Origin of the sequence: Streptomyces sp. R21, assembly GCF_041051975.1 — a bacterium.
GTDB lineage: Bacteria > Actinomycetota > Actinomycetes > Streptomycetales > Streptomycetaceae > Streptomyces.
The window spans coordinates 6,530,372-6,556,665 of record NZ_CP163435.1 but is presented as its reverse complement, the minus strand read 5'-3'; the positions used below and the strand labels follow the sequence as shown (position 1 = coordinate 6,556,665).

Sequence of the window (26,294 nt, the reverse complement as noted above, 5' to 3'; positions counted from 1 at the left end):
CGGCGGCCGGCCCGCGGCTAGCCCGCGGCCTGCGCGGCTTCCGCCCGCCGGAGTTCCTCCTCGGGGTCGACCGTCCGCGCGAGGAGGGCCAGGTCGTCGCGGTCGTAGCGGCGGCGCACCTCGTCCCAGCGCGGGGCGGCGAACCGCAGCGGCTCGACGGCCTCGGCGGGCCGGCCGAGCCGGTTGAGGACCAGCCCGTGGTACGCGGCGGCCTCGACCGCGTACTCCGGTCCCTCGCCGTCCCCGGCCTCCATGTACGCGCGCCGCAGCAGTGGTTCGGCCTCCGTCCAGGCGCCGCGCTGGGCGCGCAGCTTGCCCGCGATCATGGCGGCGAGGCCGTTGCCGTCGTCGGCCGCCCGGTCGTACCAGCGCTCGGCCTCCCGGTAGTCCTTGTGGTGCTCGGCGAGCCATCCGCGCTCGAAGCAGGCGCCCGGGTGGCCGCCCTCGGCCGCCCGCAGGTACCAGAGGTCGCGTGCCTCCGGCTCGCGCAGTTCGGCGTGGAACTTCCCCATCCAGTACGCCGCTTCGGGGTCGCCCTGCCGGGCCGCGGGCTCGTACCAGCGGATCATGTGCCGTTCGGAGGCGCCGCCCCACTCGTAGGCGATGCGGCCGAAGGCGTACGCGGCCTGCGCGTCGCCCGCCTCGGCGCGCTCCCGCAGCCCGGGCAGCCGCCGCAGGTCCTTCCCGGTCTGGGCGCCCGACTCCCTGATCCGTGCGAGGGCGTCGAGCTGGTCCGGTACGTCCTCGTCGACGTCGGCGATGGACGTGAACCAGCGCTCGGCCTCGTCGAGGCGCCGCTGCCGCTTGCACAACAGGGCAAGGTTCCAGCGGGCGTTGGGGTTCCCGGCCTCGGCGCCGACGGTGTACCACCGCTCGGCGTCCGCGAGTTCGGCCCTCGCCTCGTGGACGAGCCCGAGTACGGCGGCGGCGTCCGTGTCGCCCTTCTCGTGGGCTCGCACAAGGAGTTCGCGTATCTCGGGCATCCGGTCCTCCTCGCCGACCGCGTAGTGGAGGAGGATGGCGTGGTGGACGAGCGCTGCCGGGCTCAGGGCGTCCGCCCGCCGGTGGTACGCCTCGATCTCGGGCAGCAGCCCCGGATAATCCCGGTAGTCCTTCAGCTCGCGTCTCAGGTCGTGCAGCGGTCCGATCGCCTCGTCCGCGGCCCCGGCGTCCCCGCGCTCCTCCGCGTCCCGCAGCGCCGCGTCGACCTGGTCGAGCTGCTTGCGGACGCCTTCGTAGAGCTGCGCCCACCGGAAGACGGCGATGTCCCCGAGCTCGATCCCGCTCATCAGGAACTCGGCCGCCTCGTCGATCCGCCCCGCCCGGGCCATCCCCTTCCCCAGCTCGATCTTGCAGTCGAGGTAGCGGAAGGTCTCCCACCCGTACCGGAACCAACGCTCCGCCTCCGGGTTCCGGTCCTCCCTGAGGAGCACCCCGAGGCCGTACGCGCATCCGGAGTCGTCCTCGGCGCGGCTCCGGTAGAGGCGCTCGGCCTCGGCACGGTCGCCGCGGGTCTTGCGGTACCTCGCGAGGTTGAAGGCGGCGAAGGCGTCCCCCGCCTCCGCGGCCCGCTCCCAGAACGGGATCGCTTCGTCGATGTGGTGGTTGAGGACGAAGTGCCGGGTGATGCGCCGCGCGTTCTCGGTGTCACCGCCGCGCGCGGCGGCCACCAGTTCCTCGCCGAGCTGCTGAAGATCTTGAGCCATGCGCCGATCGTGCCAGCCGGCACCGGCAGATCTCGCAACGGGTGTACGGGAAGGGCTGGTTGGGCTCGGCCGGCCGGGCTCAGCGCGCCCTGCGGGCGGCGGTGCCGAGGACGACTCCGCCGAGGATGAGGGCCATGCAGACCAGCTGCGTCCGGCTCACCGCCTCGCCGAGGATCGCGTACGACAGGGCCGCCACGCACACCGGCTGAAGGTAGTAGACGGCTCCGGCGCGGGCCGCGCCGATCAGGGAGATCGCCTTGTTCCAGGCGAAGAAGGCGATCGCGGAGGAGAGGACGCCGACGTAGACGAGCGGTCCGACGGTGGCGGTCGTGGGCGCGAAGGTCCCCTGGACGCCCACGCTCAGCGCGTACGCCGGGAGCAGCATCGCCGTGCCGAGCGCGAAGGTCGCGAACAGGAAGGCGGGGCCGGTGAGTTGAGTGGGTCTACGGCGCAGGAGTGCGCTGTACGACGCGAAGCACAGGGCCGCCGCGATCATCCACAGGTCGCCCGCCGAGAAGTCCGTCGCCGACGAGCCCCCGCCGACCAGGAGCACGACGCCCGCGCAGGCGATCAGCATCCCGGCGACCCGGCGCGCTCCGAGCCGTACGCCGCCGACGCGCTCGTACACCGCCATGAGGACGGGCGAGGCGGCCATGATCATGCCCATGTTGCCGGCGGAGGTGGACAGGCCCGCCTGGTTGACCAGGGTGTTGTAGACGGTGACACCGAGGAGGGAGGCGAGGAGGAGGTAGGGCAGGTGGCGCCGGATCAGCGCCCGCTGCCGCCAGGCCTCCCGGGCCGCGAACGGGGCGACGGCCGCCAGGGCGATCAGCCAGCGCCAGAACGCCTGTTGCACGGGCGTCACGCTGTCGTGCAAGGCGCGCGAGGCGACGAAGCTGCCGGACCAGACGAGCGTCGCGACGGCGGCGAGGGCGAGGCCGAGGCCTACGGCCCCCTTCCTCGCCCTCGCCGCCGGCTCGCTCTCGCGCCTCGCGCGGTGCGGGTGTGTCCGGTCCAGGACTGCCACGGGTATCCCTTCGTTCGGTGATCGCTTCCCGACTACCGTCGCAGGGTGGGAACTGTCACGTCCATCGAATCTTTTCGAGCATTCTGTTCAGTAGAACTGAACGATTTCACGGGCGTACGCGGCTTGAGCTGCCCGAAGACCGTCGCCCCGAACGCCAGCGCCATGCCCGCCAGTTGGACCGGGGTGAGCGCCTGACCCAGGGCCGCCCAGCCGATGACGGCCGCGGTCAGCGGGGAGAGCGGGCCGAGGAAGGTGACCTGGGTGGCGGTGAGGCGGCCGATGCCGCGGAACCAGAGCCAGTACGCGACCGCCGTGTTGGCGAGAGCGAGGTACACGTACCCGGAGACCGCGCGGCCGTCCAGCGCGGGCGGCGCGCCCTCGACGAGGAGGGCGAGCGGGGCTATCAGCAGTCCGCCGGCCGTCAGCTGCCAGGCGGTGAGCGCCAGCGGGCCGACTCCGTCCGGGCGGCCCCACCGCTTGGTGAGCACCGTGCCGGTGGACATCGACGCGGTCGAGGCGAGGGCGGCGAGGACACCGACGAGGTCGAGCGCGCCGGCCGCCTTCAGGACGACGAGGCTGACACCGAGGGCCGCCACGATGCCGGTGAGGAGCGTGCGCACGGTCGGGCGGTCGCCGAGCAGGACCGCCGCGAGGCCCGCGACGAACAGTGGCCCGACCGAGCCGAAGACCGCCGCCATGCCGCCGGGCAGCCGGTACGCGGAGAGGAAGAGGAGCGGGAAGAAGGCGCCGATGTTCAGCGCGCCCAGGACCGCCGCCTTCCCCCACCAGGCGCCGCGCGGCAGCACCCGGGCCAGCGCGAGCAGGATCAGCCCGGCGGGCAGGGCACGCATGGCCGCGGTGAACAGGGGGCGGTCGGCCGGCAGGAACTCGGTGGTGACCGCGTAGGTGGTGCCCCAGGACATCGGGGCGAGTGCGGTGAGCAGGACGGTCGCGGACCGTTTCATGGCGGACTCGCTTTCGCGGCGGAGGGGTCGAGGCCCGACGCCCCGGCCTCCAAGTAGGTCGATGGGAAGTAGCTTAGTCGCAAGCTACTTTTCGTCAAGCTACTTTCTTGCGAACGACCGACCCCCGGCGGATACTCGCCTCATGGAGACTTCGAAGGACCCGGTCGACGCGATCATCGAGCAGTGGGCCGCCGTACGGCCGGACCTCGACACCGCCGCGATGGAGGTCTTCGGGCGGATCTTCCGGCTCTCCCGGGCGATGGGCGACCGGATGGAGAAGGCCTACACGCGGTTCGGGATCTCGCGCGGGGAGTTCGACGTGCTGGCCACGCTGCGCCGCTCCGGCGACCCGTACACACTCTCGCCCCGGCAGCTCTCGGGGACCCTCATGCTCACCACCGGCGGCATGACCGGGCGGCTGGACAAGCTGGAGCGCGCGGGCCTGCTGCGGCGCTCGCCCGACCCGCACGACCGGCGCGGTCTCCAGGTGACGCTGACGGACGAGGGGTTCCGCCTGATCGACGAGGCCGTCGGCGCGGGGCTCGCCGCCCAGACACAGGTCCTGTCCCGCCTCGACGACGAACAGGCCGGCCAACTGGCCGACCTGTTGCGGGAGTTGCTGGGAGGGCTGGACTGACGCGCTTGATCGGGTCTAGTTGCCCGTCGCCGCGGTGAGCGCCGCCTCCAGCTCGCCCGCCTCCGGGGACTCCGCGGCCCAGGCCACGTATCCGTCGGGCCGCACCAGCACCGTCGTACGCCGGTCGCTCGCCCAACTCTCCACGGTCAGACGCCCCTTGCGCTCCCCGGCCTCGTAGGGCTGCGGGGTGACGAGGACGAACCTGCCGCCGCGCAGGGCCTCGTAGAGGCGGCCGCTCTCCAGGGCGACGTCCGGGACGCGGGTGCCGACCAGCTTGTGGGAGCCGCGCGGCGCCCGGTACGCGTAGCCGACGCCGGTGAGCTGTCCGGCCGCCTTGCGGCGCGCGGGGCCGACGTTGTCGAGGACCGTGGTGAGCAGACCGCGCAGGGCCAGCGTCCAGGGGCGCTTGGCCATCGCGAGTCGCACCATGCCGCCGCTGCTGCGCAGGACGGACTCGCCGACGGGGTGGCGCTCGGCCTGGTAGGTGTCCAACAGGGCGGTGTCCGCGTTCCCGTTGAGGACCGCCGCCAGCTTCCAGCCGAGGTTCGCCGCGTCCTGGAGGCCGGTGTTCATGCCCTGGCCGCCGGCCGGGGTGTGGACGTGCGCGGCGTCCCCGGCGAGGAACACCCGGCCCACCCGGTACTCGGGCGCCTGGCGCTCGTCGCTGTGGAAGCGGGACATCCAGCGGGCGTCGCGCATACCGTAGTCGCGGCCGAGGGCGAGGCGGGCTATCTCCTTGACCTCATCGAGTTCGAGGGGCTCGCTGTCGGCGACGTTGCGGCTGCGGTTCCAGCCGATCACCCGGTAGTAGCCGTCACCGAAGGGCGCGATGAAGGCGAACGCGTCACCGACGGTGGCGACGGTCAGCAGCGTTTCGGGCTTCTCGTCGAGCAGCACGTCGGCGAGGACGACGGAGCGGATGACCGACCTGCCGGGGAACGGCTGCCCGATCGCCTCGCGCACCGCACTGCGCATCCCGTCCGTGCCGACGACGTACGCGGCCCGCAGCTGCCCCGACTCCCCGTCCGGGCCCCGGACTTCGAGCGTCACGCCGTCCGCGTCCTGGCGCAGCCCGGCCACCTCGGTCTCGTACACGAACCGCACCCCGGCGTCCTCGGCCCGCTGCTGCAACACCTTCTCCACCTCGTACTGCGGGATGACGAGCAGGTGGTTGAAGCGGGAGGGGAGAGTGTCGAGCGCGATGGTCAGACGCCCGAAGAGCCGGATCCGGTCGAGGGCCTGCCCCTTCGCCTCCAGGTCGTCGGCGAGACCCCGGGCGTCGAGCTGCTCCAGGGTGCGGGCGTGCAGGACGAAGGCACGGGAGAGGTTGCTGATCTTGTGCGGGCGCTTCTCGACGAGAGTGACGGGGACGCCGGCGGTGGCGAGGTCGGCGGCCAGCAGCAGGCCGGTGGGGCCGGAGCCGACGACGATGACAGCGGGGTTCGTGCCGGTGCCCGTGCTGGTGTTGCTTCCGGTGCCGTTCATGAGGGCCTCCTGATGCCAACGTCCGATTGCCAACGTCTACTTGCCGACATTCGCTTGCCAACGATTGTTTGCCAACGCCTGTTTGCCAACGCTTGTGGACAAACGTAGAGCCGTCGCTCTGGACTGTCAACAGGTGTTGGCCTACGGTTGTTGGCATGAACGGCAGCGACCACCACGGCAGTGACGTCAACAGCAGGGACGGCAACCACGACGGGGGCCCGGGCGCGGACTCCGGAGCGCGGTCCCCACGCCGCTCCGACACCACCCGCAATGCCATCCTCACGGCCGCCCGCGAGCGCTTCGCGGCCGACGGCTACGAACGTGCCACCATCCGCGCGATCGCGAAGGACGCACGGATCGATCCGTCCATGGTGATGCGGTACTACGGCTCGAAGGAGGGGCTGTTCGCCACCGTCCTCGACGTCGATCTGCGGATGCCGCAGCCGGACGGCCTGGACGCGAGCGAGGTGGGCCGTGTGCTGGTGGGCCACTTCCTCGACCTCTGGGAGGAGAACGAGGTGCTCACGGCGCTGCTCCGGGTCGGCGTCACCAACCAGGCCGGCGCCGAGCGCATGCAGGGCGTCTTCCGGGACCAGCTCCTGCCGGTCGCCCTGCGCTTCTGCCCCGACCCCGAGCAGGCGCCGGTACGGGCCGCGCTCATCGCGTCGCAGATGCTCGGGATGGCGCTCGCCCGCTACGTCCTGCGGTTCGGGCCGGCCACGGCGCTGCACCGGGAGGAGGTCGTGGCGTGGCTGGCGCCGACGGTGCAGCGGTATCTCACGGCCCCGAGCCCCTGAGAGCCCCGGCCCGCGCACACGACGAGGGCGCCGCCCTCACCTCCGTACGGCGGATGCGCGTACGGACGGTGAGGACGGCGCCCTCGAAAGAAATCCCGCGGCCGAGGAAAGCGGGCCGCGGAGGAAAGCCTGAGGTCAGGCCTTCGCCTTGGCCTTCGGCTGCCGGTCCTTGGACTTGTCCAGGACCATGACCAGGCCGGCGATGACCAGGAACAGCGCGATCGGCGCCGCGACGTAGAGGCCGAGCGTCTGGATCACGCTCAGGCCGTCGCCGGGGTCGTCGCCGTCGTCGCGCGTCAGCGCGAGCGCGGGGGACGACATGAGCAGCATCATCAGCGTCGTACCGGCAGCCAGGGCGCCGGCGCGCAGGGCGTTCTTCTTGTCCACGGTGCCAACGTAGCGAACGCCCGAACGAGCCGCGCGCCCGGGGTGCCGTACGAAGGACCCCCCGGAGGCGTCAGCGGTGTTCGCGGCCGGCCCCCGGGCGGGGCCGCAGCACGTCCAGGAGGGCGTGCAGCCGGGGCGAGGCGGCCAGTTCCTCCAGGGTCACCGGGCGGCCCTCGGCGTCGGCGATGGGCAGCCGCCAGTTCGGGTACTGGTCCCAGGTGCCGGGCAGGTTCTGCGGGCGCCGGTCGCCGACCGTGTCCGGGAGCCAGACGCCGATCATGCGGGCCGGGGTGCGCAGCAGGAACCGGTGCACGGCCTGGATCTCGGCCTCCTCCGCCTCGACGCCCGCCCCGCCGCTCGTGCCCTCCAGCAGCCCGAGCCGGGTGAGCAGCGCCAGCCACTCCCCCGCCTCCGCGGCCGCCGCGGCCCGCTCCTCTGCGAGAGGACTGGTCAACAGGCCGAGGGAGGCGCGGAGTTCGACATGGTCTCCGGTGAGCCGGGACGCGGTGGACGGCAGGTCGTGGGTGGTGGCGGTGGCGAGGCAGTCGGCGCGCCAGCGCTCGGGCGGCAGCGGCAGCCCGTCGCCCTCCCAGTCGCGCTCGAACCACAGCACGGAGGTGCCGAGCACCCCGTGCTCGTGCAGGGTCTCGCGCACACCCGGCTCCACGGTGCCGAGGTCCTCGCCGATCACCAGGGCCCCGGCGCGCGCGGCCTCCAGCGCGAGGATCCCGAGCATGGCCTCGGCGTCGTAGCGGACATACGTGCCCTCGGTGGGCGGCTGCCCCTGCGGGACCCACCAGAGCCGGAACAGGCCCATGACGTGGTCGATGCGCAGGGCGCCCGCGTACCGGAAGAGGGCGCGCAGGAGGCGGCGGTACGGGGCGTAGCCGGACTCGGCGAGGCGGTCGGGGCGCCAGGGCGGCAACCCCCAGTCCTGGCCGCGTGCGTTGAAGGCGTCCGGGGGTGCGCCGACCGACATGCCGGCGGCGAAGTACTCCTGCTGCGCCCAGGCGTCGGCCCCGTCGGGATGCACGCCGACGGCGAGGTCGTGCACGAGCCCGACGGCCATCCCGGCGTCCCGCGCCGAGCGCTGGGCGGTGGCGAGTTGGGCGTCGGTGAGCCAGGCGAGGCGGCTGTGGAAGTCGACGCGGTCCATCAACTCGCCGCGGGCGCGGGCGGTTTCGGGCGAGCGGGGGTCGCGCAGCGGCGCGGGCCAGTTGTGCCAGTCGGAGCCGTGCACCTCGGCGAGCGCGTACCAGGTGACGTGGTCCTCCAGCGCCTGGCCCTCCTCGGCGAGGAAGTCGGCGTAGGCGGCCCGGCGGCCGGGGCCGAGGGGCACCGCGCGCACCAGTGCCAGCGCTTCGCGCTTGAGCTCCCACACGGCGTCGCGGTCGATCAACGCCCCTTTGTGCAGCACGGATTCGCGCAGTCCCGCGGCGCGCTCCAGCAGCACCCGGAGCCGGCCCTGCTCGTCGACGTGGGCGAACTCGGGGATGTCCTCGACGCGCAGGTGCACCGGGTCGGGGAAGCGGCGGGAGGAGGGCCGGTACGGGGAGGGGTCGGTGGGGGTGCCGGGTACGGCCGCGTGCAACGGGTTGACCTGCACGAATCCTGCTCCCAGCGCGCGCCCCGCCCAGGCGGTCAGCTCGGCGAGGTCGCCGAGGTCGCCCATGCCCCAGGAGCGCCCCGAGAGGAGGGAGTACAGCTGGACGAGGAGTCCGTAGGTGCGTCCGGGGGGCGCGGGCAGCCGGGCCGGGGCGACGACGAGGTGGGCCTCGGCGGTACGGCCGTCGGGCGCGGTGGCGTGCAACGCGTGGACGCCGAGCGGGAGTTGCTCGGCCGATGCGCGGGTCTCGCCCTGCTCGGTCTCGATGCGCAGCCGGGTGCCGGGCGGCAGGTCGGCGAGGGCTTTGGGCAGCGGGATGTCCCGGCGTCCGGCGCGGGCCACGGGGGCGGGGCCGTCGTGGTCCTCGGCCGAGGGCGCGGCGCCGCTCCAGCAGACCACGGTCGGCGGCAGCAGCCGGTCCTTCACCTGCGCCTCGCGGGCGGCGAGGGCGCCGCGGACGGCCTCCGGGGTGCTCGCGTCGATGCCCAGCGCCGCCAGGGCCGCGACGACCGCGGCGTCCGAGGCCGCGACGGTGCGGCCCGGGGACGGGCTGTAGGAGGTGGCGACGCCGTACAGGCCGGCGAGCCGGGACAGCGGCATCTACACCCCCGAGGCGGTACCGGTGGACGTGGGCTCGCTGGTCAGGGGCGCGGTGTCGGCGAGCGGCGGCTCGCTGGTGAGGGGTTCCGCGTCGGGCAGCGGCGGCTCGCTGGTCAGCGGGGCCTCGGCACTGCTGCCCTCGGCGCTGAAGACGCAGAAGTGCGGTTCGGCGGACAGCTCCGCCGAGGGTTTGGAGAGGGCCGAGAGAAGCAGGTGCGCGGACGCGGCCACGGGGGCCTCCTTGATGTCGTACGGCTTCGAGCGGGTTACCGCAGCCCTACCCAGCGAGCGCCTCCGCAGACGCATGGGACCGAACAACGTGGCAGTGTTCACACCTCGTGCAGATTAAGGCAATTGCCGCACAACGGCTACTCCCGTCTGCTTCCCACCTGTCCCCGTTGACACCTCCACCACGTGAATGGTGGGGTCGGTGCCGCCCTGACAGAGCCGTGGGGGCGAGTCGAGCAGTGACGAGGAGGGGGCCGGTGCAGCTCCGGCGCGGGACGGGAGCCGTACGAGGCACGCAGGGCGGACCGTTTCACGGGCAGCTCCGGCACGGGCGGGGCGCGGTCGCCCTCGCGATAGCCGTCGTCGCGGGCGCGCTGGGTGCGGCTCCCGCGGCGGTCGCGGCGCCGCACGCGCCGTTGACCTCAGCGGACGACCGCACGCCCGCCGCGAGCACCCTGCCCGCGGTCTGGCCCCGGCCGCAGTCGCTGCGCGCGGGCTCCGCGCCGGTCGCGGTCACGGACGAGGTCGTCCTGCTCACCGACGGAGTGAGAGGCGCGGCGAGGGGCGCGACGGCCGACCCGTACGCCCTCGACGCGCTGCGTGCGCTGCTGCGTGCCGCCGGGGCGCGGAAGATCACCACCGCGCGCGAGGGGGACGCGCTTCCCGCCGGTGCGCTGGTGGTGCGCGCCGGGACGGAGACGGAGACGGCATCCGGGAGCCCCCGAGGTGCGGGCAGGGCGTACGGCTTCGGTGGGCACGCCGGCAGCGCGGCCGCCGACGGCTCGCACGCCCTCGGCGCCCGCTCCGCGCCCCCGTGGGACAAGGCGCTCACCGCGCTCGGTGCCGCGCCCCGCGCGGACCTCCCGGCCGGCGGCTACCGGCTGGCGGTCGGCCGCTTCGCTGGCCACGCCACGGTCGCCCTCGCGGGAGTCGGCGAGGACGGCCTGTTCCACGCGGTCCAGACACTGCGCCAGCTCATCGGCGCCGACGGGCGGATCGCGGGCGCCGTCGTCCGCGACTGGCCCGGCACCGCCGTGCGCGGCACCACCGAGGGTTTCTACGGCACCCCGTGGACCCGTGAACAGCGCCTGGCGCAGCTCGACTTCATGGGCCGCACCAAGCAGAACCGCTATGTGTACGCCCCCGGGGACGACCTCTACCGCCAGGAGCGCTGGCGTGAGGCGTACCCAGCCGAACAGCGGGCGCATTTCCGGGAGTTGACGGAGCGGGCGCGCCGCAATCACGTCACCCCGGCCTGGGCGGTGGCCCCCGGCCAGGCGATGTGTTTTTCCTCGGACTCCGACGTCCGCGCCCTGACCCGCAAGCTCGACGCCATGTGGGCGCTCGGATTCCGGGCGTTCCAGCTCCAGTTCCAGGACATCAGCTACAGCGAGTGGCACTGCGACGCGGACGCCGAGGAGTTCGGCTCCGGCGCGGAGGCGGCGGCGAAGGCGCAGGCGCGGGTGGCCAACGAGGTGGCCCGGCGGCTCGCCGAACGGCACCCGGACGCGGTCGCGTTGTCGCTGATGCCGACCGAGTACTTCCAGGACGGTTCGACCGCCTACCGGCGGGCGCTGGCGGGAGCGCTGGACGACGGCGTCGAGGTCGCCTGGACGGGCGTGGGCGTGGTGCCGCGCACCATCACCGGACGCGAACTCGCCCGCACCCGGGCGGCGTTCGGCGGCCACCGGCTCGTCACCATGGACAACTACCCGGTCAACGACTACGCGCAGGACCGGGTGTTCCTCGGCCCCTACACGGGCCGTGAACCCGCCGTCGCGACCGGCTCGGCGGCGCTGCTCGCCAACGCGATGGAGCAGGCGGAGGCCTCCCGCATCCCGCTGTTCACCGCCGCCGACTATGCCTGGAACCCGCGGGACTACCGCCCCCAGCAGTCCTGGAAGGCGGCGATCGGCGACCTCGCGGCGGGCGACGGGCGCCGCGCGGAGGCGCTGTCCGCGCTGGCGGGCAACGACGCCTCCTCGCTGCTCGGCGGCGACGAGTCGGCGTATCTGCGCCCGCTCGTCGAGGGCTTCTGGCAGGCGCGTACGACCACGGACAAGGCGGCGAACGCCGGCGCGGAAGGTCGGCTGCGCGCCGCGTTCACGGTGCTGCGCGAGACCCCCGAGCGGCTGGCCCACAGCTCACTGGCGTCCGAAGTGGCGCCCTGGACGGAGCAGTTGGCGCGCTACGGAGAGGCGGGCGAGACGGCGCTGACGATGCTGCGTGCGCAGTCGGACGGCGACGCCACGGCGGCCTGGACGGCGTACCGCGCCCTCGACCACCTCCGCGCCGAGCTCGCGGCGAGCCGGGTGACGGTCGGCAAGGGAGTCCTCGACCCGTTCCTGTCCAAGGCCCGGACAACGTACGAGAGTTGGTCGGGAATCGACCAGGAGCCGGCCGCAGGGCGCGGTGCGGCCGGCGAGGGCCGCAGCACCGTGCGCCTCCCTCGTGCCCGCACGCTCGGCTCGGTGACGGTTCTCACCGAGCCCGGCACCACCGGCTCCGTCGAGGCACATGTCCCCGACGAGGGCTGGCGGCGTCTGGGCGCACTCTCCGCGGGCGGCGCGACCGAACTCCCCGGCGCGGTCCGGGCGGACGCCCTCCGCGTGACCGGCTCCGCGCCCTCGCGCGTCCGCCACCTCGTGCCGTGGTACGCCGACGCCCCCGCCTCGGCGATGGAGTTGGCGCGCGCCGAGACGGATGTCGAGATCGGCGGCAGGGCGCGGGTGACGGCCCGGCTGTGGTCGCTGCTCCCCGCCGACGTGCACGGGAATCTGACGGCGCGGGCACCGAGGGGCATCGAGGTCCACGTCCCGAAGACCTCGACTCTCCCTCGTGGCACGGCTGTTGACGTACCGGTCGAGGTGTCCGTTCCCGCCGGGACGCCCTCGGGGACGTACGAGATCTCCCTCGCCTTCGGTGCCACGGTGCGCACCGTGACCGTCCGCGCCTTCCCGCGCACGGCGGGCCCCGATCTCGCGCGGGGCGGACAGGCGTCCTCCTCCGGCGACGAGACGCCCGGCTTCCCGGCGCGGGCGGCCAACGACGGCGATCCGGAGACCCGCTGGTCCTCGCCCGTCGACGACGGCGCCTGGTGGCAGGTGCGCCTCACCGAGCCGGTCGAGTCGGTCCGCCTCGGCCGGGTCGTCCTGCACTGGCAGGACGCCCACCCCTCCGCGTACCGCGTCCAGGTCTCCGCCGACGGCCGCACCTGGCGCACGGCGGCGACGGTGCGGGACGGCCGCGGGGGCCGGGAGTCCGTCCGGTTCGACGAGCACGATGTCCGGTATGTGCGGGTGCAGGGGGACAAGAGGGCGACGCGGTACGGCTATTCGCTGTGGTCGGTGGAGGCGTACGCCGTGGCCGGATGAGCTGCGGCCGGGCCTCCGGTGAACCGATGGGCCCGAGGCGGTCGATAGACGGGGTGTGAGACTGTTCCGCCCCATGAGGGGCCACCCGGAGGATGCCACGGACGCGGCGCTGCTGCGGGCCGTCGCGCGCGGGGACTCGGCGGCGCTGGCCGCGTTGTACGACCGGCACTCCGGGTGGCTGCACACGCGGCTGACCCGGCGCTGCGCCGACCCCGAGGTCGTACGGGAGGTGCTGCAGGACACCTTCGTGACCGTGTGGCGCTCGGCCGCCTCGCACCGGGGTGCCGAGGCCGGCGGCTGGCTGTGGACGATCGCCGCGCGGCGCCTTGTGGACGCGCGCCGCATGCAGGAGCGGGTGGAGCGCGTGGAGTACGCGGTGCCCGTGCCCGCGCCGTCCGCCGAGGACCGCGTACTGGCGGGCCTGGAGTACGGCGACGTCGGCACCGCCCTGGACCGTATCTCGCCCGAGCTGCGCGAGGTGCTGCGTGCCACCGTCGTGGACGGACTGAGCACCCGCGAGACCGCCCGCCTCCTCGGCATCCCCGAGGGCACCGTCAAGACCCGCGCCATGCGAGCCCGCGCCGAACTGCGCGCCGCCCTCGCCCAGCTCGATCCGTCCCCGCTGGGAGGCCTGGCATGAGCAGGAGCTACGGCATGACCGGTGCGACCGGTTGGCACGCCCCGGACGACCTCGTCGGCCGCTACACGGACGGCTCCCTTCCGGACGCGGACGCCTGGTCCCTGGAGAAGCACCTGGAGAGCTGCGGGGACTGCGCCGCCCGGGTCTCCCGAGCGGCCCGCGAGGGCGTGGCGGGAGTCGTCCTTGCGGAGGTGCGCAGCGCGGTCCTGGACGCGGCGGGAGCGGCACCGGTGTCGGCGCCCGATCGCGTCCGAGCCGTCGGGGGGCGGCTCGGCCGGGTCCTGTGGGCTGCCGGACCCGCGGTGCGCGGGGCCTGGACCGGGGCCGTCGTCCTGGTCGCCGTGGGGGCGGTGGCGCTCGCCTACGGGGCCGGGTTCGGCGGCGCGAAGCCGCTGCTGCTGGCCCTCGCACCCGCGGTGCCACTGGCAGGGGTCGCCCTGTCGTACGGGCGGCACGCCGATCCGCTGCACGAGATCGCCGCCGCGTCGCCGTCGGGCGGGCTGCGCCTGCTGCTGACGCGGACGGCCGCCGTGCTGGCGCTGAGCGTGCCGCTGCTGACGGTGGCCGGGCTGCTGCTGCCGTCCGCCCCGCCCCGGCTGCCCGAGGCACCGGCGGCGGCCGCCTGGCTGCTGCCCGGGCTCGCCCTGACGCTCGCCTCGCTGCTGCTCTCCGGCTACGTGGGCTGCCGTATCGCCACGGCGGTGGTCGGCGGCGGCTGGCTGCTCGCACTGGCGGCGCCCGTGCTGGCCGCCGGCGGCATGGCACCGACCGCCTCCGGAGCCGGCTCGACGGCCCGTCTCACGCACCAGCTCGACCTCTACTTCACCGGCGCCGGACACCAGGGGGGCTGGGCGGCGGCAGCCGTGCTCTGCGCCCTCCTCCTCGCCGCGCGCCGCACCGCGTACGACCGTCTGGAGACGATGTGACCAGCACCATGACCGAGCATGCGCCCCCTTCCATACGTCTCTCCGGCCTGACCGTCCGCCATCGCAGGACCACCGCCCTGGACGCCGTGGACCTGGACTTCGGTCCCGGCGTGCACGGCCTGCTCGGCCCCAACGGCGCCGGGAAGACCTCCCTCATCCGGGTCCTCGCGACCGTCGCCGCGCCCTCCGACGGCCGGGTCGAGATGCTTGGCGGCGACCTGCGCGGCCACCGCGAGCGCAGCGCCGTACGCCGTGAACTCGGTTATCTGCCCCAGGAGTTCGGGTACTACCCGGGCTTCACCGTGCGGGAGTTCGTCGCCTACGTGGCGTGGCTGAAGGAGCTGCCGGCCGCCGCCACCCCGGCCGCCGTCGAGCGGGCCGTGGCCCGGGTCGGGCTCGCCGACCGCATCGACTCCAAGGTCAGGACGCTGTCCGGCGGCATGGTCCGCCGCCTCGGCATCGCGCAGGCCATCGTGAACGAACCCCGCATCCTGCTCCTCGACGAGCCCACCGCGGGCCTCGACCCGGAGCAGCGCGTCGAGTTCCGCGCGCTGCTGCGGGACCTGGGCCGGTCCTCGACCGTGATCGTCTCCACCCACCTGGTCGAGGACGTGGCCGCCGCCTGCACCGAGGTGACCCTGATCGAGGCGGGCCGGGTCGCCTACCGGGGCACTCCCACGTCGCTGGCCGCCCTCGGCGTGTACGGCGACGAGAGCGACGGCAACGCGTTCGAGCGCGGCTATACGGCGGCCCTGCGCGGCCACCGCACCGCTGTGGCGGGAGCGGCGCGATGAGTACGCAGACGCTGGAAACGCCGCCCGGCACCGCCCCCGCACCGCCGAAGCCCCCCTCCGCTCCACACCCCCTGCGCACCGAGTCCCTTCGCGGCTTCGCCCCCTGGGCCGCCGCGGCGCTGTTCGTGGCGCTCGGCTGGGGGCTCGGGACCTCGGCGGATCAGTGGCAGGGCAGTTGGGGAGAGACCACCGGCAAGCTGGCCATCGCGGCCGGTCTGATCGGCGCCCCCTTCGCCCTCGCGGCGGGTGCCTGGCAGGGCGGCCGGGAGCACCGGCGGCGGATGACGGAGCTGCGCGCCTCGGCCGCCCGTACGCCGCTGGCCCAGTTCCTGACCGCCGCCCTGCCGCTCGCGGCCTGGCTCATGGCGGCGTACGCGCTGGCGGTGGCCGGGGCGCTGCTCGCCTGCGCGCCGTACGCGTCGGCGGGCGGCCCGGAGCCGACCGTGTTCGCCGGAACCGCCGTCGCGCTCGGCGCCTGCGTGCTGCTCGGCCATGTGATCGGGCGGGCGGCGCCCTGGCGGCTGACGGCCCCGGCGCTCGCGCTGGCCGCATACGTCCTCTTCGGACTGCTCAACGCTTCGCAGTCCGACCTTCGCTATCTCGCCTTCGCCGCCGTGCGCGGCTACTACCACGACGACCTGCACCTCTGGTGGTACCCGCTCGTCGCGGCCCTGTGGGTGGCCGGGCTCGCCGCAGCCGCGGCCCTGGCCCATGCCGCCCGCCGCCGGGCCACCGCGCTGCTCCCGCTCACGGCCGCGCTCGGCGCCGCCGTCCTGCTGGTCCAGACGGGCGACGGTCTGGTGCACGAGAACCCGCTCGCGCGCCGCCAGGTGTGCAACGACTCCACCACCCCGCGCATCTGCGTCAACGCCACCTACCCGGGCATGCTGCCGGAGGTCGCCGACGCCCTGTCCGGGCTCACGGGCCGCCTCAAGGGCGTACAGAATCTGCCGGTCCGTTTCGAGGACCGGCCAGGCGAGCCGCGTGAGGACGAGGCCCAGCTGCCGATGCTCACACCGTTCGGCTGGAGTGCCGTGCGCGCGAAGGTGACCGATCCGGAGCAGTACACGTGGGAGGCGGCCACGGCGCTGGTCCGCGGGGACTGCGAGAAGATGCCGTCCGCCGAGCGGACCAGGGTTGCGGACTACGCGCTGGTGCGCTGGCTGGCGCCGCGGCGCATCGACAAGGCGATGCACGACCAGTCGGTGGCGAGCGCGCGCGAGCGCGGTGACGAGAAGGAGATCGCCCTGCTCGGCGCCGAGGTCAAGGGCTACGAGCACCTCAGGGCCATGCCGGACGACGAGCGCCGCGGCTGGCTGAGCGCGTACTTCGCGACGGCCGGCGACTGCGACCCGAAGGCGAGCGAGGTGCCGGCCCTGTGAACGCCCGTTCCACTCCCCTCGCCCTCTACGGCCGCTCCCGGGGCATCCCGGCCGCGCTGGCCGCCCTCGTCTTCGCCACCCTGCTCACCCTGTGGGTGGCGAGCCGCCCGGACGTCTACGTCGACCCCGACCGCAGGGTCCCGCTGCTCTCCCTCGCCCCGCTGCTGGCCTCGGCCGCGATCGGTGTGAGTCTCCACTCGCACGCACCCGACCTGGACGACACCGCCGTACGACCGTGGTGGCCGAGGCGCCTGACCCATCTCCTGCTGCTCACCGCGCTGGCGGCGGCGGCGCTGGCTCTCGCCGTGCCGGGGCACTCGCAGGTGTTCGGCGCCACGGGGATGGTCCGCAACACGCTGGGGGCGAGCGGGCTGACGGCGCTCTCGGCGGTGCTGATCGGCGCGCGGCTGAGCTGGCTGCCGACGACGTTGTACTTCAGCACCGTGTACTTCTCGGCCTCCGCGCCGCGGATGCGCACCGAGACGGCCCTGACCTGGCCCATGCAGTCGGGGCCGCAGCACGGGGCCTGGGCCGTCGCCCTGGCACTCTTCGTGATCGGCACGGCACTGTACGCGGCGCGCGGCGCCCGTTCCGAAGGGCCCCGCGCCTGACAGTGGGCGCGGGGCCCTTCGGAACGGGACCGGCGGGTACGTACCAGCGGGTACGTAAAAGCCCGGATCGTCAGGCGGAAATGCCGTCGATCCGGGCCATCGCGTCCTCCGCGCCGTACGGCTGCAAGTACGGCAGCCAGCGCGGGTCCCTATGCCCGGTTCCGATGATGCGCCATGCGAGCCCCGTCGGCGGGGCGGGTTTATGGCGCAGGCGCCAGCCGATCTCGACCAGGTGGCGGTCGGCCTTGGTGTGGTTGCAGCGGCGGCACGACGCCACCACGTTGTCCCAGACGTGCTGACCCCCGCGGCTGCGCGGGATGACGTGGTCGACGCTGGTTGCGACGCCACCGCAGTACATGCACCGGCCGCCGTCGCGGGCGAACAGTGCCCGACGGGTCAGCGGAACGGGCCCCCGGTAGGGGACCCGTACGAACCTCTTGAGCCGGACCACGCTGGGAGCGGGGACGGAAACGGTTGCGCTATGCATGAAGGCGCCGGATTCCTCGAGGCAGACAGCCTTGTTCTCGAGGACGAGGACGAGCGCACGGCGGAGCGGTACGACGCCGAGCGGCTCGTACGACGCGTTGAGGACCAGGACATGCGGCACGGATGCCTCCTTGTACGCCGGCGGCGCGTGGCTCGCGCCGGGACGATCTGTAGTCAGTCTCCCCTCATGCCTGGTGGAAGCGCCACCATGTCCCGGTAACGGGCTGGGAGTGTTTTCGACCACACCTTCTACATCCCCGGGACCACATCCTGTTCATCCCCAGGTGAGCACGGTCTCTCCCTCGAACACGGCAACGATCCACACACAATGCCCCGATAGTGTGGTGGGCCTGCCCGACCGGTGCCCCTCTCGTGTCCCTGTCGTGTCACCCGTCACACAGGGTGCCGCCTGCGGTGTTCCCCGCCGCGTTCGTTGCCGTGTTCCTTGCCGCGGGCAGACCGTTACGCCTGGAGGTACTGCCTTGTTCTCGACCGTCCTGTCGGCCTTGCCGGCCGTCGACCCCTCGCCGTCCCCCTCGGCGACCTCGACGGACCCGACGACGCCCACGCTCCAGGACGCCCAGGAAAGCGCGACCAACGCCGCGAGCTGGGTCCAGCAGAACTGGTCCACATGGCTCGCCATCGGTCTGCGCGTCCTGCTGATCCTGGTGATCGCGGCGGTCCTGAGAGTGGCGGTACGGCGCGCCATCACCAAGCTGATAGACCGCATGAACCGCACGGCCCAGGCCGTGGACGGCACCGCGCTCGGCGGCCTGCTGGTGAACGTGGAGCGCCGTCGCCAGCGCTCCCAGGCCATCGGTTCCGTACTCCGCTCGGTCGCGTCCTTCCTGATCATGGGCACGGCCGCGCTGATGGTCCTGGCCACCTTCGAGATCAACCTGGCCCCGCTGCTCGCCTCCGCCGGCGTCGCGGGTGTGGCCATCGGTTTCGGCGCGCGCAACCTGGTGACGGACTTCCTCTCCGGCGTCTTCATGATCCTGGAGGACCAGTACGGCGTCGGTGACCAGATCGACGCGGGCGTCGCCTCCGGCGAGGTCATCGAGGTCGGCCTGCGCGTCACCAAGCTGCGCGGCGACAACGGAGAGATCTGGTACGTCCGCAACGGCGAGGTCAAGCGCATCGGCAACCTCTCCCAGGGCTGGGCCACGGCGGGGGTGGACGTGACCGTGAAGTCCTCCGAGGACCTCGACCGGGTGAAGTCCACCCTCGACCAGGTCGCCGAGGACATGAGCAAGGCCGAGCCCTGGAACGAACTGCTCTGGGGCCCGATCGAGGTGCTGGGCCTGGACAGCGTGCTGATCGACTCGATGGTCGTGCGCGTCTCGGCGAAGACCATGCCGGGCAAGTCGGTGGGTGTCGAGCGCGAGCTGCGCTGGCGCGTCAAGCGCGCCTTCGACGCGGCCGACATCCGCCTCGTCGGCGGCCTCCCGGCCCAGCCGGAGGACGAGATCCCGGACCCGACGGCGACCGTCGCGGCCCCGTCGGTGTACGCCAACTCCGCGTCCCCGCAGGCGGAGGCGGCCACGCCGATCACTCCGCAGCGGCCGGTGACGCGGTAGCACGTACGCGAAAGGGGGCGCCCGGAACTCTCCGGGCGCCCCCTTTGTCGTACGCCCGCTGGACGCACGCCCGCACGCCTGCCGTCACGTAACGACTTGATTGCCGCCGGTGGCCGGTATTGACGCCCCCGATCCCCCGGGCCTACGTTCCTCTCACCAATAGGAAACTTTCCTAACAGTGATCACGTGATGGACACTCCCACCCGATCACTGGAAAGCTGGCCAGTGGAAAGGCAGGTGTCGACACGCATGGCTGGAACCGCCGGTACGCCGGGCACTCCGCGCGTTCTGCGCGCCATGAACGACCGCGCCGCTCTCGACCTCCTGCTGGAGCACGGTCCGCTCTCCCGGACCCGGATCGGGAAGCTCACCGGCCTGTCGAAGCCGACCGCCTCGCAGCTGCTGGCCCGCCTCGAAGCCGCCGGGCTCGTCCTCATGACGGGGACCAGCGAGGGGCGCCCGGGGCCCAACGCCCAGTTGTACGTGGTCAATCCGGGCGCGGCCCACGCGGCGGGCCTGGACGTCACCCCCGAGCGCATCCTCGCCGCCGTCGCGGACGTCACCGGCAAGACCGTCGGCGAGTACGAACTCCCCACGCCCAAAAAGCGTTCCGCCCCGCCCGTCGTACGCCAGGTCACCGAAGCCCTCGACGGGGCGGTGAAGGCGGCGGGGCTGGCGCGCGACGACATCCACCGGGTGGTCATCGGCACCCCGGGCGCCTTCGACCCGGGCACCGGCCGGCTGCGCTACGCCTCGCACCTGCCGGGGTGGCACTCCCCCAGCCTGCTCGACGAACTCGCCGCCGCGCTCCCGATGCCGGTCGAGTACGAGAACGACGTGAACCTCGTAGCCATCGCCGAGCAGCGGCTCGGGGCGGCCCGCGGCCACGACGACTTCGTGCTGCTGTGGAACGAGGGCGGTCTCGGCGCCGCCCTCGTCCTCGGCGGCCGGCTGCACCGCGGCTGGACCGGCGGCGCCGGCGAGGTCGGCTTCCTGCCGGTGCCGGGCGCGCCCCTGGTCCGCCATGTGACCAAGGCCAACAGCGGCGGCTACCAGGAGCTGGCCGGCTCGCAGGCCATCCCCAAGCTCGCCCGCGCACTCGGCATCGAGGACCTGCCGGGCGGCCACTACGCCGAGGCGGCCGCGGAGATCGTCGCCGAGGCCGCCGAGCGCAACGAAGGACCCCACCGCCTGCTCCTGGAGACGTACGCGACCGGTCTCGCCACCGGTCTCGCCTCACTCGTCTCCGTGCTCGACCCCGAACTCGTCGTCCTCAGCGGCGCCTCGCTCACCGCCGGCGGTGAGACCCTGCGCGCCCTGGTCCAGGACGAGCTGGAGGAGCTGGCCGCGTCCCGGCCGCGCCTCGTCGTCGGCGACGTACCCGAACACCCCGTGCTGCGCGGCGCGTTGGAGAGCGCGCTGGCAGCCACCCGCGACGAGGTGTTCGACACCTCGCGCTGAGCCCGTCCCTCGCAGTCCCACCTTCACCCTCACCACCGTGCCCTGCCACGCCTTTGGGAGACACCGTCATGCCCGAAAACTCTTGGAAAGCCGTACCCGAAGTGTCCCGGAGGGCGGCCGCCGCTCTCGCCGCCTGCGCCGCACTGGCCCTGCTCGCCACCGCCTGCACCGGCCAGTCCGACGCCGGCGCGAACGACGACGCGTCCAAGGAGACGACCATCAACTTCTGGCACGCCTGGAGCGCGCCGAACGAGGTGAAGGCCGTCAAGTCGCTGGTCGCGGGGTTCGAGAAGGCGCACCCCAACATCCACGTGAACATCGTCGGCAACATGACCGACGACAAGATCAACCAGGCGCTGCGCAGCGGCGGTTCCAAGGCCCCCGACGTCATCTCCTCGTTCACCACGAACAACGTCGGCAAGTTCTGTTCGTCCGGGGCGCTGGTCGACCTCAACCCCTTCTTCAAGAAGGCGGACATCGATCCGCAGACGACGTTCCCGAAGACGATGAACGAGTACACCCAGTTCGACGGCAACCGCTGCACGGTGCCGCTGCTGGGCGACGCGTACGGGCTCTACTACAACAAGACCGCGTTCGAGAAGGCCGGCATCAAGAACCCGCCCAGGACATGGTCCGAATTCACGGCCGACGCGAAGAAGTTGACCATCCCCGAGGGCGACAGCTTCAAGCAGCTCGGCTTCATGCCGAACTACCACGGCTGGGAATCGACGACCGAGCACTACTTCGGGCAGTTCTCACCGACGTACTTCGACAAGAGCGGCAAGTCGGACCTCGCCGACGACCCCGCGTTCACCGCCGGGTTCACGCTCCAGAAGAAGCTCGTCGACGAACTCGGCGGCTACCAGAAGCTGGAGACCTACCGCTCCAAGCTCGGTGACGAGTGGGGCCCCAAGCACCCCTTCCACACCGGCCAGGTCGCCATGCAGCTCGACGGCGAATGGCGGCTGGGCATGGCCGAGGAGGCCAAGCCCAAGTTCGAGATCGGCGTCGCGCCGCTGCCCGTCCCCGACGACCAGGCGGACCAGTACGGCAAGGGCTACATCACCGGCACCATCGCCGGCATCGCCGCCACCAGCAAGAAGCAGAACGCGGCCTGGGAGTTCGTGAAGTACATGACCACGGACACGGACGCCGTCGTGGGCTTCGCCAACGGCATCCACAACGTGCCCTCCACGCTGGCCGCCCTCAAGTCGCCCAAGCTGAAGTACGACCCCCGCTTCAAGACCTTCCTCGACATCGCCGCCGACCCGAACTCGACCACGTCGCCCGCCTCCGTCAACGGCGGCGTGTACCTGTCGACGATCCAGCAGTTCGGCTACGACTACGAGAGCGGCAAGGTGAAGAACCTCAAGGAGGGTCTGAAGAAGACCGCCGCGCAGATCGACACGGACATCGCGCAGGCCAAGTAGCCATGAGCACGTACACACTGCGCGCCAAGCGCCGCCGGGCGGCATTCAGGACGGCAGCCTTCATGTCGCCCTGGCTGATCGGCTTCACGGTCTTCTTCGCTTACCCGATGCTCTCGACGGTCTACTTCTCGTTCATGCACTACGACGGCTTCAAACCGCCGACGTGGAGCGGCACGCAGAACTGGACGTACGTCTTCGAGCACTACCCCTACTTCTGGCCCGCCCTGCGCAACACGCTGTGGCTGGTCCTGGTGACGGTCACGCTGCGGGTCCTGTTCGGGCTCGGGGTCGGCATGCTCATCACGAAGATCAAGACGGCCACGGGCGTCTTCCGCACCCTCTTCTATCTGCCCTACCTGGCTCCGCCGGTGGCCGCGACCATGGCGTTCGCGTTCCTCCTGAACCCCGGCACCGGTCCGGTCAACTCCCTGCTGGAGAAGATCGGCCTCCCGGCACCGGGCTGGTTCAACGACCCGCACTGGTCCAAGCCGGCCCTCACCCTGTTGTTCCTGTGGGGCATCGGCGACCTGATGGTGATCTTCATGGCGGCGCTGCTCGACGTACCCAAGGAGCAGTACGAGGCGGCGGAGCTGGACGGCGCGTCTGCGTGGCAGCGGTTCCGGTTCGTCACGCTCCCGAACATCTCGCCGATCGTCATGTTCGCCGTCGTCACCGGCGTGATCCAGGCGATGCAGTGCTACACACAGCCCCTGATCGCCGGGAAGGTCGCCTCGGGCGTCATCCAGGGCGCCGGTACGCAGTTCGAGCCGGGCTACCCGGAGAAGTCCACGCTCACCCTGCCCCAGCTCATCTACAACCTCGGCTTCCAGCGCTTCGACTACGGATCCGCGTGTGTCGTCGCCCTCGTCCTCTTCGCCCTGTCGATGGTGTTCACCGCGTTCCTGATGCGGCGCCGGGGCGGTCTCATCCAGGCAGGTGACTGACCATGACCCAAGTACTGGACAAGCCGGTGGAGTTGAAGGAGCCGGCGGTCTCCCCAGCCGAGCGCACGGCCCGCCGCAGGGCTCTCCTGGAGTGGATCGCCGTGCACTCCCTCGGGCTCGCGGCAGCCCTCTTCTTCACCCTCCCCTTCGTGTTCGTCCTGCTGACCTCCCTGATGAGCGACTCCCAGGCGCTCAGCCGCGACCTGATCCCGCACACCTGGGAGTGGTCCAACTACCGCAGGGTCTTCGACACCCCCGGCTTCCTCACCTGGTGGCGGAACACGCTGGTCTACGCCGGTCTCGGCACCGTCCTGACCGTCGTGTCGTCGATCCCGGTGGCGTACGCGCTCGCCAAGTTCCGTTTCCGCGGGCGGAATCTCTCGCTCATGCTGGTGATCTCGATGATGATGCTGCCGCCGCAGGTGGTCGTCATCCCGATGTACCTGTTCTGGGCGAAGCAGCTGGACCTGTCGGGGACCCTGTGGCCGCTGATCATCCCGCTTGCGTTCGGCGACGCGTTCTCGATCTTCCTGCTGCGCCAGTTCCTGATGACGATCCCGAACGAGTACCTCGACGCCGCCCGGGTCGACGGCTGCGGGGATCTGCGCACCCTGCTCAGGGTCGTGCTCCCGATGGCGAAGCCGGGCATCGCCGCCGTCGCCCTCTTCCAGTTCTTCAACGCCTGGAACGACTACTTCGGACCCCAGATCTACACGTCCGAGAACCCCGGTGCCTGGACCCTCTCCTACGGCCTGGAGTCGTTCAAGGGCGCGCACCACACCGACTGGAATCTCACCATGGCCGCGACCGTGCTGGTCATGGCCCCTGTGATCCTCGTGTTCTTCTTCGCGCAGAAGGCGTTCGTCGAGGGTGTCACGCTGACCGGAGTGAAGGGCTGACGCTGACTATGAAACTGGCAGTAGTGGGCGGGGGGTCCACCTACACCCCTGAACTCATCGACGGCTTCGCCCGGTTGCGGGACACCCTGCCGATCGAGGAGCTGGTCCTCGTCGACCCGGCCGCCGACCGGCTGGAGCTGGTGGGCGGGCTGGCGCGGCGGATCTTCGCCAAGCAGGGGCACGCCGGGCGGATCGTCACCACCTCCGACCTGGACGCGGGCGTCGAGGACGCCGACGCGGTGCTGCTGCAGCTGCGCGTCGGCGGTCAGGCGGCACGCCAGGAGGACGAGACCTGGCCGCTGGAGTGCGGCTGCGTCGGACAGGAGACCACGGGCGCGGGCGGCCTCGCCAAGGCGCTGCGCACGGTGCCGGTGGTGCTGGACATCGCCGAGCGGGTCCGCCGCAGCAACCCGGACGCCTGGATCATCGACTTCACCAACCCGGTCGGGATCGTCACCCGCGCGCTGCTCCAGGCCGGGCACAAGGCCGTCGGGCTGTGCAACGTGGCGATCGGCTTCCAGCGGAAGTTCGCCGGGATGCTCGGCGTCGCACCCGCCGATGTGCATCTGGACCATGTGGGCCTCAACCACCTCACCTGGGAGACCAGTGTGCGGCTCGGGGGTCCCGAGGGCGAGAACGTCCTCCCGGGTCTCCTCGCCGAGCACGGCGACGCCGTCGCCGACGACCTGCGCCTGCCGCGCAGCATCGTCGACCGCCTCGGCGTGGTCCCGTCGTACTACCTGCGCTACTACTACGCACACGACGAGGTCGTACGAGAGCTGGGCACCAAGCCCTCACGGGCCGCGGAAGTCGCCGAGATGGAGCGGCAGTTGCTGAAGATGTACGGCGACCCGGCCCTCGACGAGAAACCGGAGCTGCTCGCCAAGCGCGGCGGCGCCTACTACTCCGAGGCCGCCGTGGACCTCGCGGCCTCGCTGCTGGGCTCAGGAGGCAGCCCCTACCAGGTGGTCAACACCTACAACCGGGGCACCCTGCCCTTCCTGCCGGACGACGCCGTCATCGAGGTGCAGGCGGCCGTCGGGCACAAGGGCGCGACCCCGCTGGCCGTCCCGACGGTGGACCCGCTGTTCGCGGGCCTGATGGCGAACGTGACGGCCTACGAGGACCTGGCGCTCGAAGCCGCCCTGCGCGGCGGCCGCGACCGGGTGTTCCGGGCGCTGCTGGCCCACCCGCTGGTCGGCCAGTACGCGTACGCCGACACCCTCACCGACCTGCTGATCGCGCACAACCGGGAGCACCTCGCGTGGGCATGACGGCAGGTGTCCTCGCCATCGACGCGGGCAACAGCAAGACCGACGTCGCCGTCGTGACCGCCGCGGGGGACATCGTGGGCACGGCGCGCGGCGGCGGGTTCCGGCCGCCGACGGTGGGCATCGGGGTGGCGGTGGACTCGCTCGCCGAGACCGTCGGGCGGGCCTTCGCCGAGGCGGGCGTCACCTCGGTGGCCCATGTGTCGGCGTGTCTCGCCAACGCCGATCTCCCGGTGGAGGAGGAGCAGTTGGCCGCCGCGCTGCACGCGCGCGCGTGGGGGGCGACCGTGGAGGTGCGCAACGACACCTTCGCGATCCTGCGGGCCGGGATCGCCGAGCCGCGCGGGGTCGCCGTGGTGTGCGGGGCCGGCATCAACTGCGTCGGCATGCGGCCCGACGGGCGCACCGCGCGCTTCCCCGCGATCGGCCGCATCTCCGGTGACTGGGGCGGCGGCTGGGGCCTGGCGGAGGAGGCCCTCTGGTACGCCGCGCGGGCCGAGGACGGGCGGGGCGGGCCCACGGCGCTGGCCCGCACCCTGCCGGCGCACTTCGGGCTCGACTCCATGTACGCGCTGATCGAGGCGCTGCACCTGGAGCACATCGCGCACCCCCGGCGGCACGAGCTCACCCCGGTGCTGTTCGCCACCGCGGTGGACGGCGACCCGGTGGCCCGGGCGATCGTCGACCGGCTCGCGGACGAGGTGGTCGCGATGGCCACGGTTGCCCTGACCCGTCTCGCCCTGCTGGACGAGGAGACCCCGGTCCTCCTCGGCGGCAGCATCCTCGCCGCACGCCACCCCCAGCTCGACGACCGCATCCGCGACCTCCTCGCGGACCGCGCCCCCAAGGCGGTCCCCCAAGTGGTCACGGCGAGCCCGGTCCTGGGCGCGGTGCTGCTCGGACTCGACCACATGGAGGCCCCCGCCGAGGTGCACGCGCGCGTGCGGGCGCATTACGAGAGGGAGTAGCGGGGGCGCCGGTGCGAACCACCCGGCTCCCGAAGGGAACCGAACACATCCCGATCGCGTATTCATGGGAAGGGGGGTGGTGCGGGGAGC

The 26,294-nt window shown here is 72.5% G+C and carries 23 protein-coding genes; 15 read left to right on the top strand and 8 right to left on the bottom strand.

What is annotated here, in order from left to right; all coding sequences use genetic code 11:
- Positions 1 to 17: 17 nt before the first annotated feature.
- From AB5J56_RS29265 to AB5J56_RS29255, 3 genes are all read right to left on the bottom strand, one after another.
- Positions 18 to 1,706, bottom strand: coding sequence for a tetratricopeptide repeat protein (locus AB5J56_RS29265; protein ID WP_369236648.1), 1,689 nt, complete (start codon positions 1,704 to 1,706; stop codon positions 18 to 20).
- 79 nt (positions 1,707 to 1,785) lie between these two features.
- The gene (locus AB5J56_RS29260) at positions 1,786 to 2,724 is read right to left on the bottom strand and encodes a DMT family transporter (protein ID WP_369242871.1); all 939 of its coding nucleotides are present in this window, start codon (positions 2,722 to 2,724) and stop codon (positions 1,786 to 1,788) included.
- Positions 2,725 to 2,765: 41 nt separating this feature from the next.
- Positions 2,766 to 3,698 (bottom strand): EamA family transporter, encoded by a 933-nt coding sequence (locus tag AB5J56_RS29255; protein ID WP_369236646.1) that lies wholly within the window; start codon positions 3,696 to 3,698, stop codon positions 2,766 to 2,768.
- A 142-nt stretch (positions 3,699 to 3,840) separates the two neighbouring features.
- On the opposite strand from AB5J56_RS29255, the gene AB5J56_RS29250 reads away from it, so the two are divergent.
- Positions 3,841 to 4,335: a MarR family winged helix-turn-helix transcriptional regulator gene (locus tag AB5J56_RS29250; RefSeq protein WP_369236644.1), complete on the top strand. Its 495-nt coding sequence runs from the start codon at positions 3,841 to 3,843 to the stop codon at positions 4,333 to 4,335.
- 15 nt (positions 4,336 to 4,350) lie between these two features.
- Here AB5J56_RS29250 and AB5J56_RS29245 read toward each other — a convergent pair whose 3' ends face one another.
- The gene (locus tag AB5J56_RS29245) at positions 4,351 to 5,820 is read right to left on the bottom strand and encodes an FAD-dependent monooxygenase (RefSeq protein WP_369236642.1); all 1,470 of its coding nucleotides are present in this window, start codon (positions 5,818 to 5,820) and stop codon (positions 4,351 to 4,353) included.
- 155 nt (positions 5,821 to 5,975) lie between these two features.
- On the opposite strand from AB5J56_RS29245, the gene AB5J56_RS29240 reads away from it, so the two are divergent.
- On the top strand, positions 5,976 to 6,617 hold the full coding sequence (locus tag AB5J56_RS29240; RefSeq protein ID WP_369236640.1) for a TetR family transcriptional regulator: 642 nt from the start codon (positions 5,976 to 5,978) through the stop codon (positions 6,615 to 6,617).
- Between the two features lie 135 nt (positions 6,618 to 6,752).
- Here AB5J56_RS29240 and AB5J56_RS29235 read toward each other — a convergent pair whose 3' ends face one another.
- The 3 genes from AB5J56_RS29235 to AB5J56_RS29225 all read right to left on the bottom strand — a co-directional run bounded on the left by AB5J56_RS29235 (position 6,753) and on the right by AB5J56_RS29225 (position 9,441).
- Positions 6,753 to 7,004, bottom strand: a complete 252-nt coding sequence (locus AB5J56_RS29235) for a hypothetical protein (protein ID WP_369236638.1) — start codon at positions 7,002 to 7,004, stop codon at positions 6,753 to 6,755.
- 70 nt (positions 7,005 to 7,074) lie between these two features.
- Complete coding sequence (malQ, locus tag AB5J56_RS29230; protein ID WP_369236636.1) at positions 7,075 to 9,210, bottom strand: 4-alpha-glucanotransferase; 2,136 nt, start codon at positions 9,208 to 9,210, stop codon at positions 7,075 to 7,077.
- Positions 9,211 to 9,441 carry a hypothetical protein gene (locus AB5J56_RS29225; RefSeq protein ID WP_369236634.1) on the bottom strand — a complete coding sequence of 77 codons (231 nt, stop codon included), beginning with the start codon at positions 9,439 to 9,441 and terminating at the stop codon, positions 9,211 to 9,213.
- Positions 9,442 to 9,695: 254 nt separating this feature from the next.
- Here AB5J56_RS29225 and AB5J56_RS29220 point away from each other — a divergent pair, with 254 nt between their 5' ends.
- The 6 genes from AB5J56_RS29220 to AB5J56_RS29195 all read left to right on the top strand — a co-directional run bounded on the left by AB5J56_RS29220 (position 9,696) and on the right by AB5J56_RS29195 (position 17,165).
- Positions 9,696 to 12,812 (top strand): beta-N-acetylglucosaminidase domain-containing protein, encoded by a 3,117-nt coding sequence (locus tag AB5J56_RS29220; RefSeq protein ID WP_369236632.1) that lies wholly within the window; start codon positions 9,696 to 9,698, stop codon positions 12,810 to 12,812.
- Between the two features lie 73 nt (positions 12,813 to 12,885).
- Entirely contained in the window at positions 12,886 to 13,452 is a 567-nt protein-coding gene (locus AB5J56_RS29215) for an RNA polymerase sigma factor (protein ID WP_369236630.1), read from the top strand.
- A 14-nt stretch (positions 13,453 to 13,466) separates the two neighbouring features.
- Positions 13,467 to 14,378, top strand: coding sequence for a zf-HC2 domain-containing protein (locus AB5J56_RS29210; protein ID WP_369242869.1), 912 nt, complete (start codon positions 13,467 to 13,469; stop codon positions 14,376 to 14,378).
- Between the two features lie 8 nt (positions 14,379 to 14,386).
- Positions 14,387 to 15,172, top strand: coding sequence for an ABC transporter ATP-binding protein (locus AB5J56_RS29205; RefSeq protein WP_369242867.1), 786 nt, complete (start codon positions 14,387 to 14,389; stop codon positions 15,170 to 15,172).
- Positions 15,169 to 16,554 (top strand): hypothetical protein, encoded by a 1,386-nt coding sequence (locus tag AB5J56_RS29200; RefSeq protein WP_369236628.1) that lies wholly within the window; start codon positions 15,169 to 15,171, stop codon positions 16,552 to 16,554. The genes AB5J56_RS29205 and AB5J56_RS29200 overlap by 4 nt, the downstream gene beginning before the upstream one ends.
- Positions 16,551 to 17,165 (top strand): hypothetical protein, encoded by a 615-nt coding sequence (locus AB5J56_RS29195; protein WP_369236626.1) that lies wholly within the window; start codon positions 16,551 to 16,553, stop codon positions 17,163 to 17,165. Before AB5J56_RS29200 ends, AB5J56_RS29195 begins: the two co-directional genes overlap by 4 nt.
- Positions 17,166 to 17,235: 70 nt before the next feature.
- Here AB5J56_RS29195 and AB5J56_RS29190 read toward each other — a convergent pair whose 3' ends face one another.
- Positions 17,236 to 17,772, bottom strand: a complete 537-nt coding sequence (locus tag AB5J56_RS29190) for an HNH endonuclease (RefSeq protein ID WP_369236624.1) — start codon at positions 17,770 to 17,772, stop codon at positions 17,236 to 17,238.
- A gap of 361 nt (positions 17,773 to 18,133) precedes the next feature.
- Between AB5J56_RS29190 and AB5J56_RS29185 the strand changes: the two genes are divergently transcribed.
- The 7 genes from AB5J56_RS29185 (at position 18,134) to AB5J56_RS29155 (ending at position 26,204) form a co-directional block, all read left to right on the top strand.
- On the top strand, positions 18,134 to 19,231 hold the full coding sequence (locus AB5J56_RS29185; protein WP_369236622.1) for a mechanosensitive ion channel family protein: 1,098 nt from the start codon (positions 18,134 to 18,136) through the stop codon (positions 19,229 to 19,231).
- Between the two features lie 249 nt (positions 19,232 to 19,480).
- Positions 19,481 to 20,692 (top strand): ROK family protein, encoded by a 1,212-nt coding sequence (locus AB5J56_RS29180; RefSeq protein WP_369236620.1) that lies wholly within the window; start codon positions 19,481 to 19,483, stop codon positions 20,690 to 20,692.
- Positions 20,693 to 20,760: 68 nt separating this feature from the next.
- Positions 20,761 to 22,122, top strand: coding sequence for an ABC transporter substrate-binding protein (locus tag AB5J56_RS29175; protein WP_369236618.1), 1,362 nt, complete (start codon positions 20,761 to 20,763; stop codon positions 22,120 to 22,122).
- Positions 22,123 to 22,124: 2 nt separating this feature from the next.
- Positions 22,125 to 23,066 carry a carbohydrate ABC transporter permease gene (locus AB5J56_RS29170; RefSeq protein ID WP_369236616.1) on the top strand — a complete coding sequence of 314 codons (942 nt, stop codon included), beginning with the start codon at positions 22,125 to 22,127 and terminating at the stop codon, positions 23,064 to 23,066.
- A gap of 2 nt (positions 23,067 to 23,068) precedes the next feature.
- A complete protein-coding gene (locus AB5J56_RS29165; protein WP_369236614.1) occupies positions 23,069 to 23,965 on the top strand; it encodes a carbohydrate ABC transporter permease in 897 nt (298 codons plus the stop codon).
- Between the two features lie 8 nt (positions 23,966 to 23,973).
- Positions 23,974 to 25,239, top strand: a complete 1,266-nt coding sequence (locus tag AB5J56_RS29160) for a 6-phospho-beta-glucosidase (RefSeq protein ID WP_369236612.1) — start codon at positions 23,974 to 23,976, stop codon at positions 25,237 to 25,239.
- Positions 25,230 to 26,204 carry an N-acetylglucosamine kinase gene (locus AB5J56_RS29155; protein WP_369236610.1) on the top strand — a complete coding sequence of 325 codons (975 nt, stop codon included), beginning with the start codon at positions 25,230 to 25,232 and terminating at the stop codon, positions 26,202 to 26,204. Before AB5J56_RS29160 ends, AB5J56_RS29155 begins: the two co-directional genes overlap by 10 nt.
- Positions 26,205 to 26,294: the final 90 nt, after the last annotated feature.

What these genes read in the sequence shown, in the direction of transcription:
- AB5J56_RS29265 (WP_369236648.1), bottom strand. Translation starts at nt 1,706, where the DNA reads ATGGCTCAAGATCTTCAGCAGCTCGGCGAGGAACTGGTGGCCGCCGCG.
- AB5J56_RS29175 (WP_369236618.1), top strand. Translation starts at nt 20,761, where the DNA reads ATGCCCGAAAACTCTTGGAAAGCCGTACCCGAAGTGTCCCGGAGGGCG.
- AB5J56_RS29160 (WP_369236612.1), top strand. Translation starts at nt 23,974, where the DNA reads ATGAAACTGGCAGTAGTGGGCGGGGGGTCCACCTACACCCCTGAACTC.
- AB5J56_RS29205 (WP_369242867.1), top strand. Translation starts at nt 14,387, where the DNA reads ATGACCGAGCATGCGCCCCCTTCCATACGTCTCTCCGGCCTGACCGTC.
- AB5J56_RS29255 (WP_369236646.1), bottom strand. Translation starts at nt 3,698, where the DNA reads ATGAAACGGTCCGCGACCGTCCTGCTCACCGCACTCGCCCCGATGTCC.
- AB5J56_RS29165 (WP_369236614.1), top strand. Translation starts at nt 23,069, where the DNA reads ATGACCCAAGTACTGGACAAGCCGGTGGAGTTGAAGGAGCCGGCGGTC.
- AB5J56_RS29170 (WP_369236616.1), top strand. Translation starts at nt 22,125, where the DNA reads ATGAGCACGTACACACTGCGCGCCAAGCGCCGCCGGGCGGCATTCAGG.
- AB5J56_RS29215 (WP_369236630.1), top strand. Translation starts at nt 12,886, where the DNA reads ATGAGGGGCCACCCGGAGGATGCCACGGACGCGGCGCTGCTGCGGGCC.
- AB5J56_RS29240 (WP_369236640.1), top strand. Translation starts at nt 5,976, where the DNA reads ATGAACGGCAGCGACCACCACGGCAGTGACGTCAACAGCAGGGACGGC.
- malQ (WP_369236636.1), bottom strand. Translation starts at nt 9,210, where the DNA reads ATGCCGCTGTCCCGGCTCGCCGGCCTGTACGGCGTCGCCACCTCCTAC.
- AB5J56_RS29245 (WP_369236642.1), bottom strand. Translation starts at nt 5,820, where the DNA reads ATGAACGGCACCGGAAGCAACACCAGCACGGGCACCGGCACGAACCCC.
- AB5J56_RS29210 (WP_369242869.1), top strand. Translation starts at nt 13,467, where the DNA reads ATGACCGGTGCGACCGGTTGGCACGCCCCGGACGACCTCGTCGGCCGC.
- AB5J56_RS29200 (WP_369236628.1), top strand. Translation starts at nt 15,169, where the DNA reads ATGAGTACGCAGACGCTGGAAACGCCGCCCGGCACCGCCCCCGCACCG.
- AB5J56_RS29180 (WP_369236620.1), top strand. Translation starts at nt 19,481, where the DNA reads ATGGCTGGAACCGCCGGTACGCCGGGCACTCCGCGCGTTCTGCGCGCC.
- AB5J56_RS29250 (WP_369236644.1), top strand. Translation starts at nt 3,841, where the DNA reads ATGGAGACTTCGAAGGACCCGGTCGACGCGATCATCGAGCAGTGGGCC.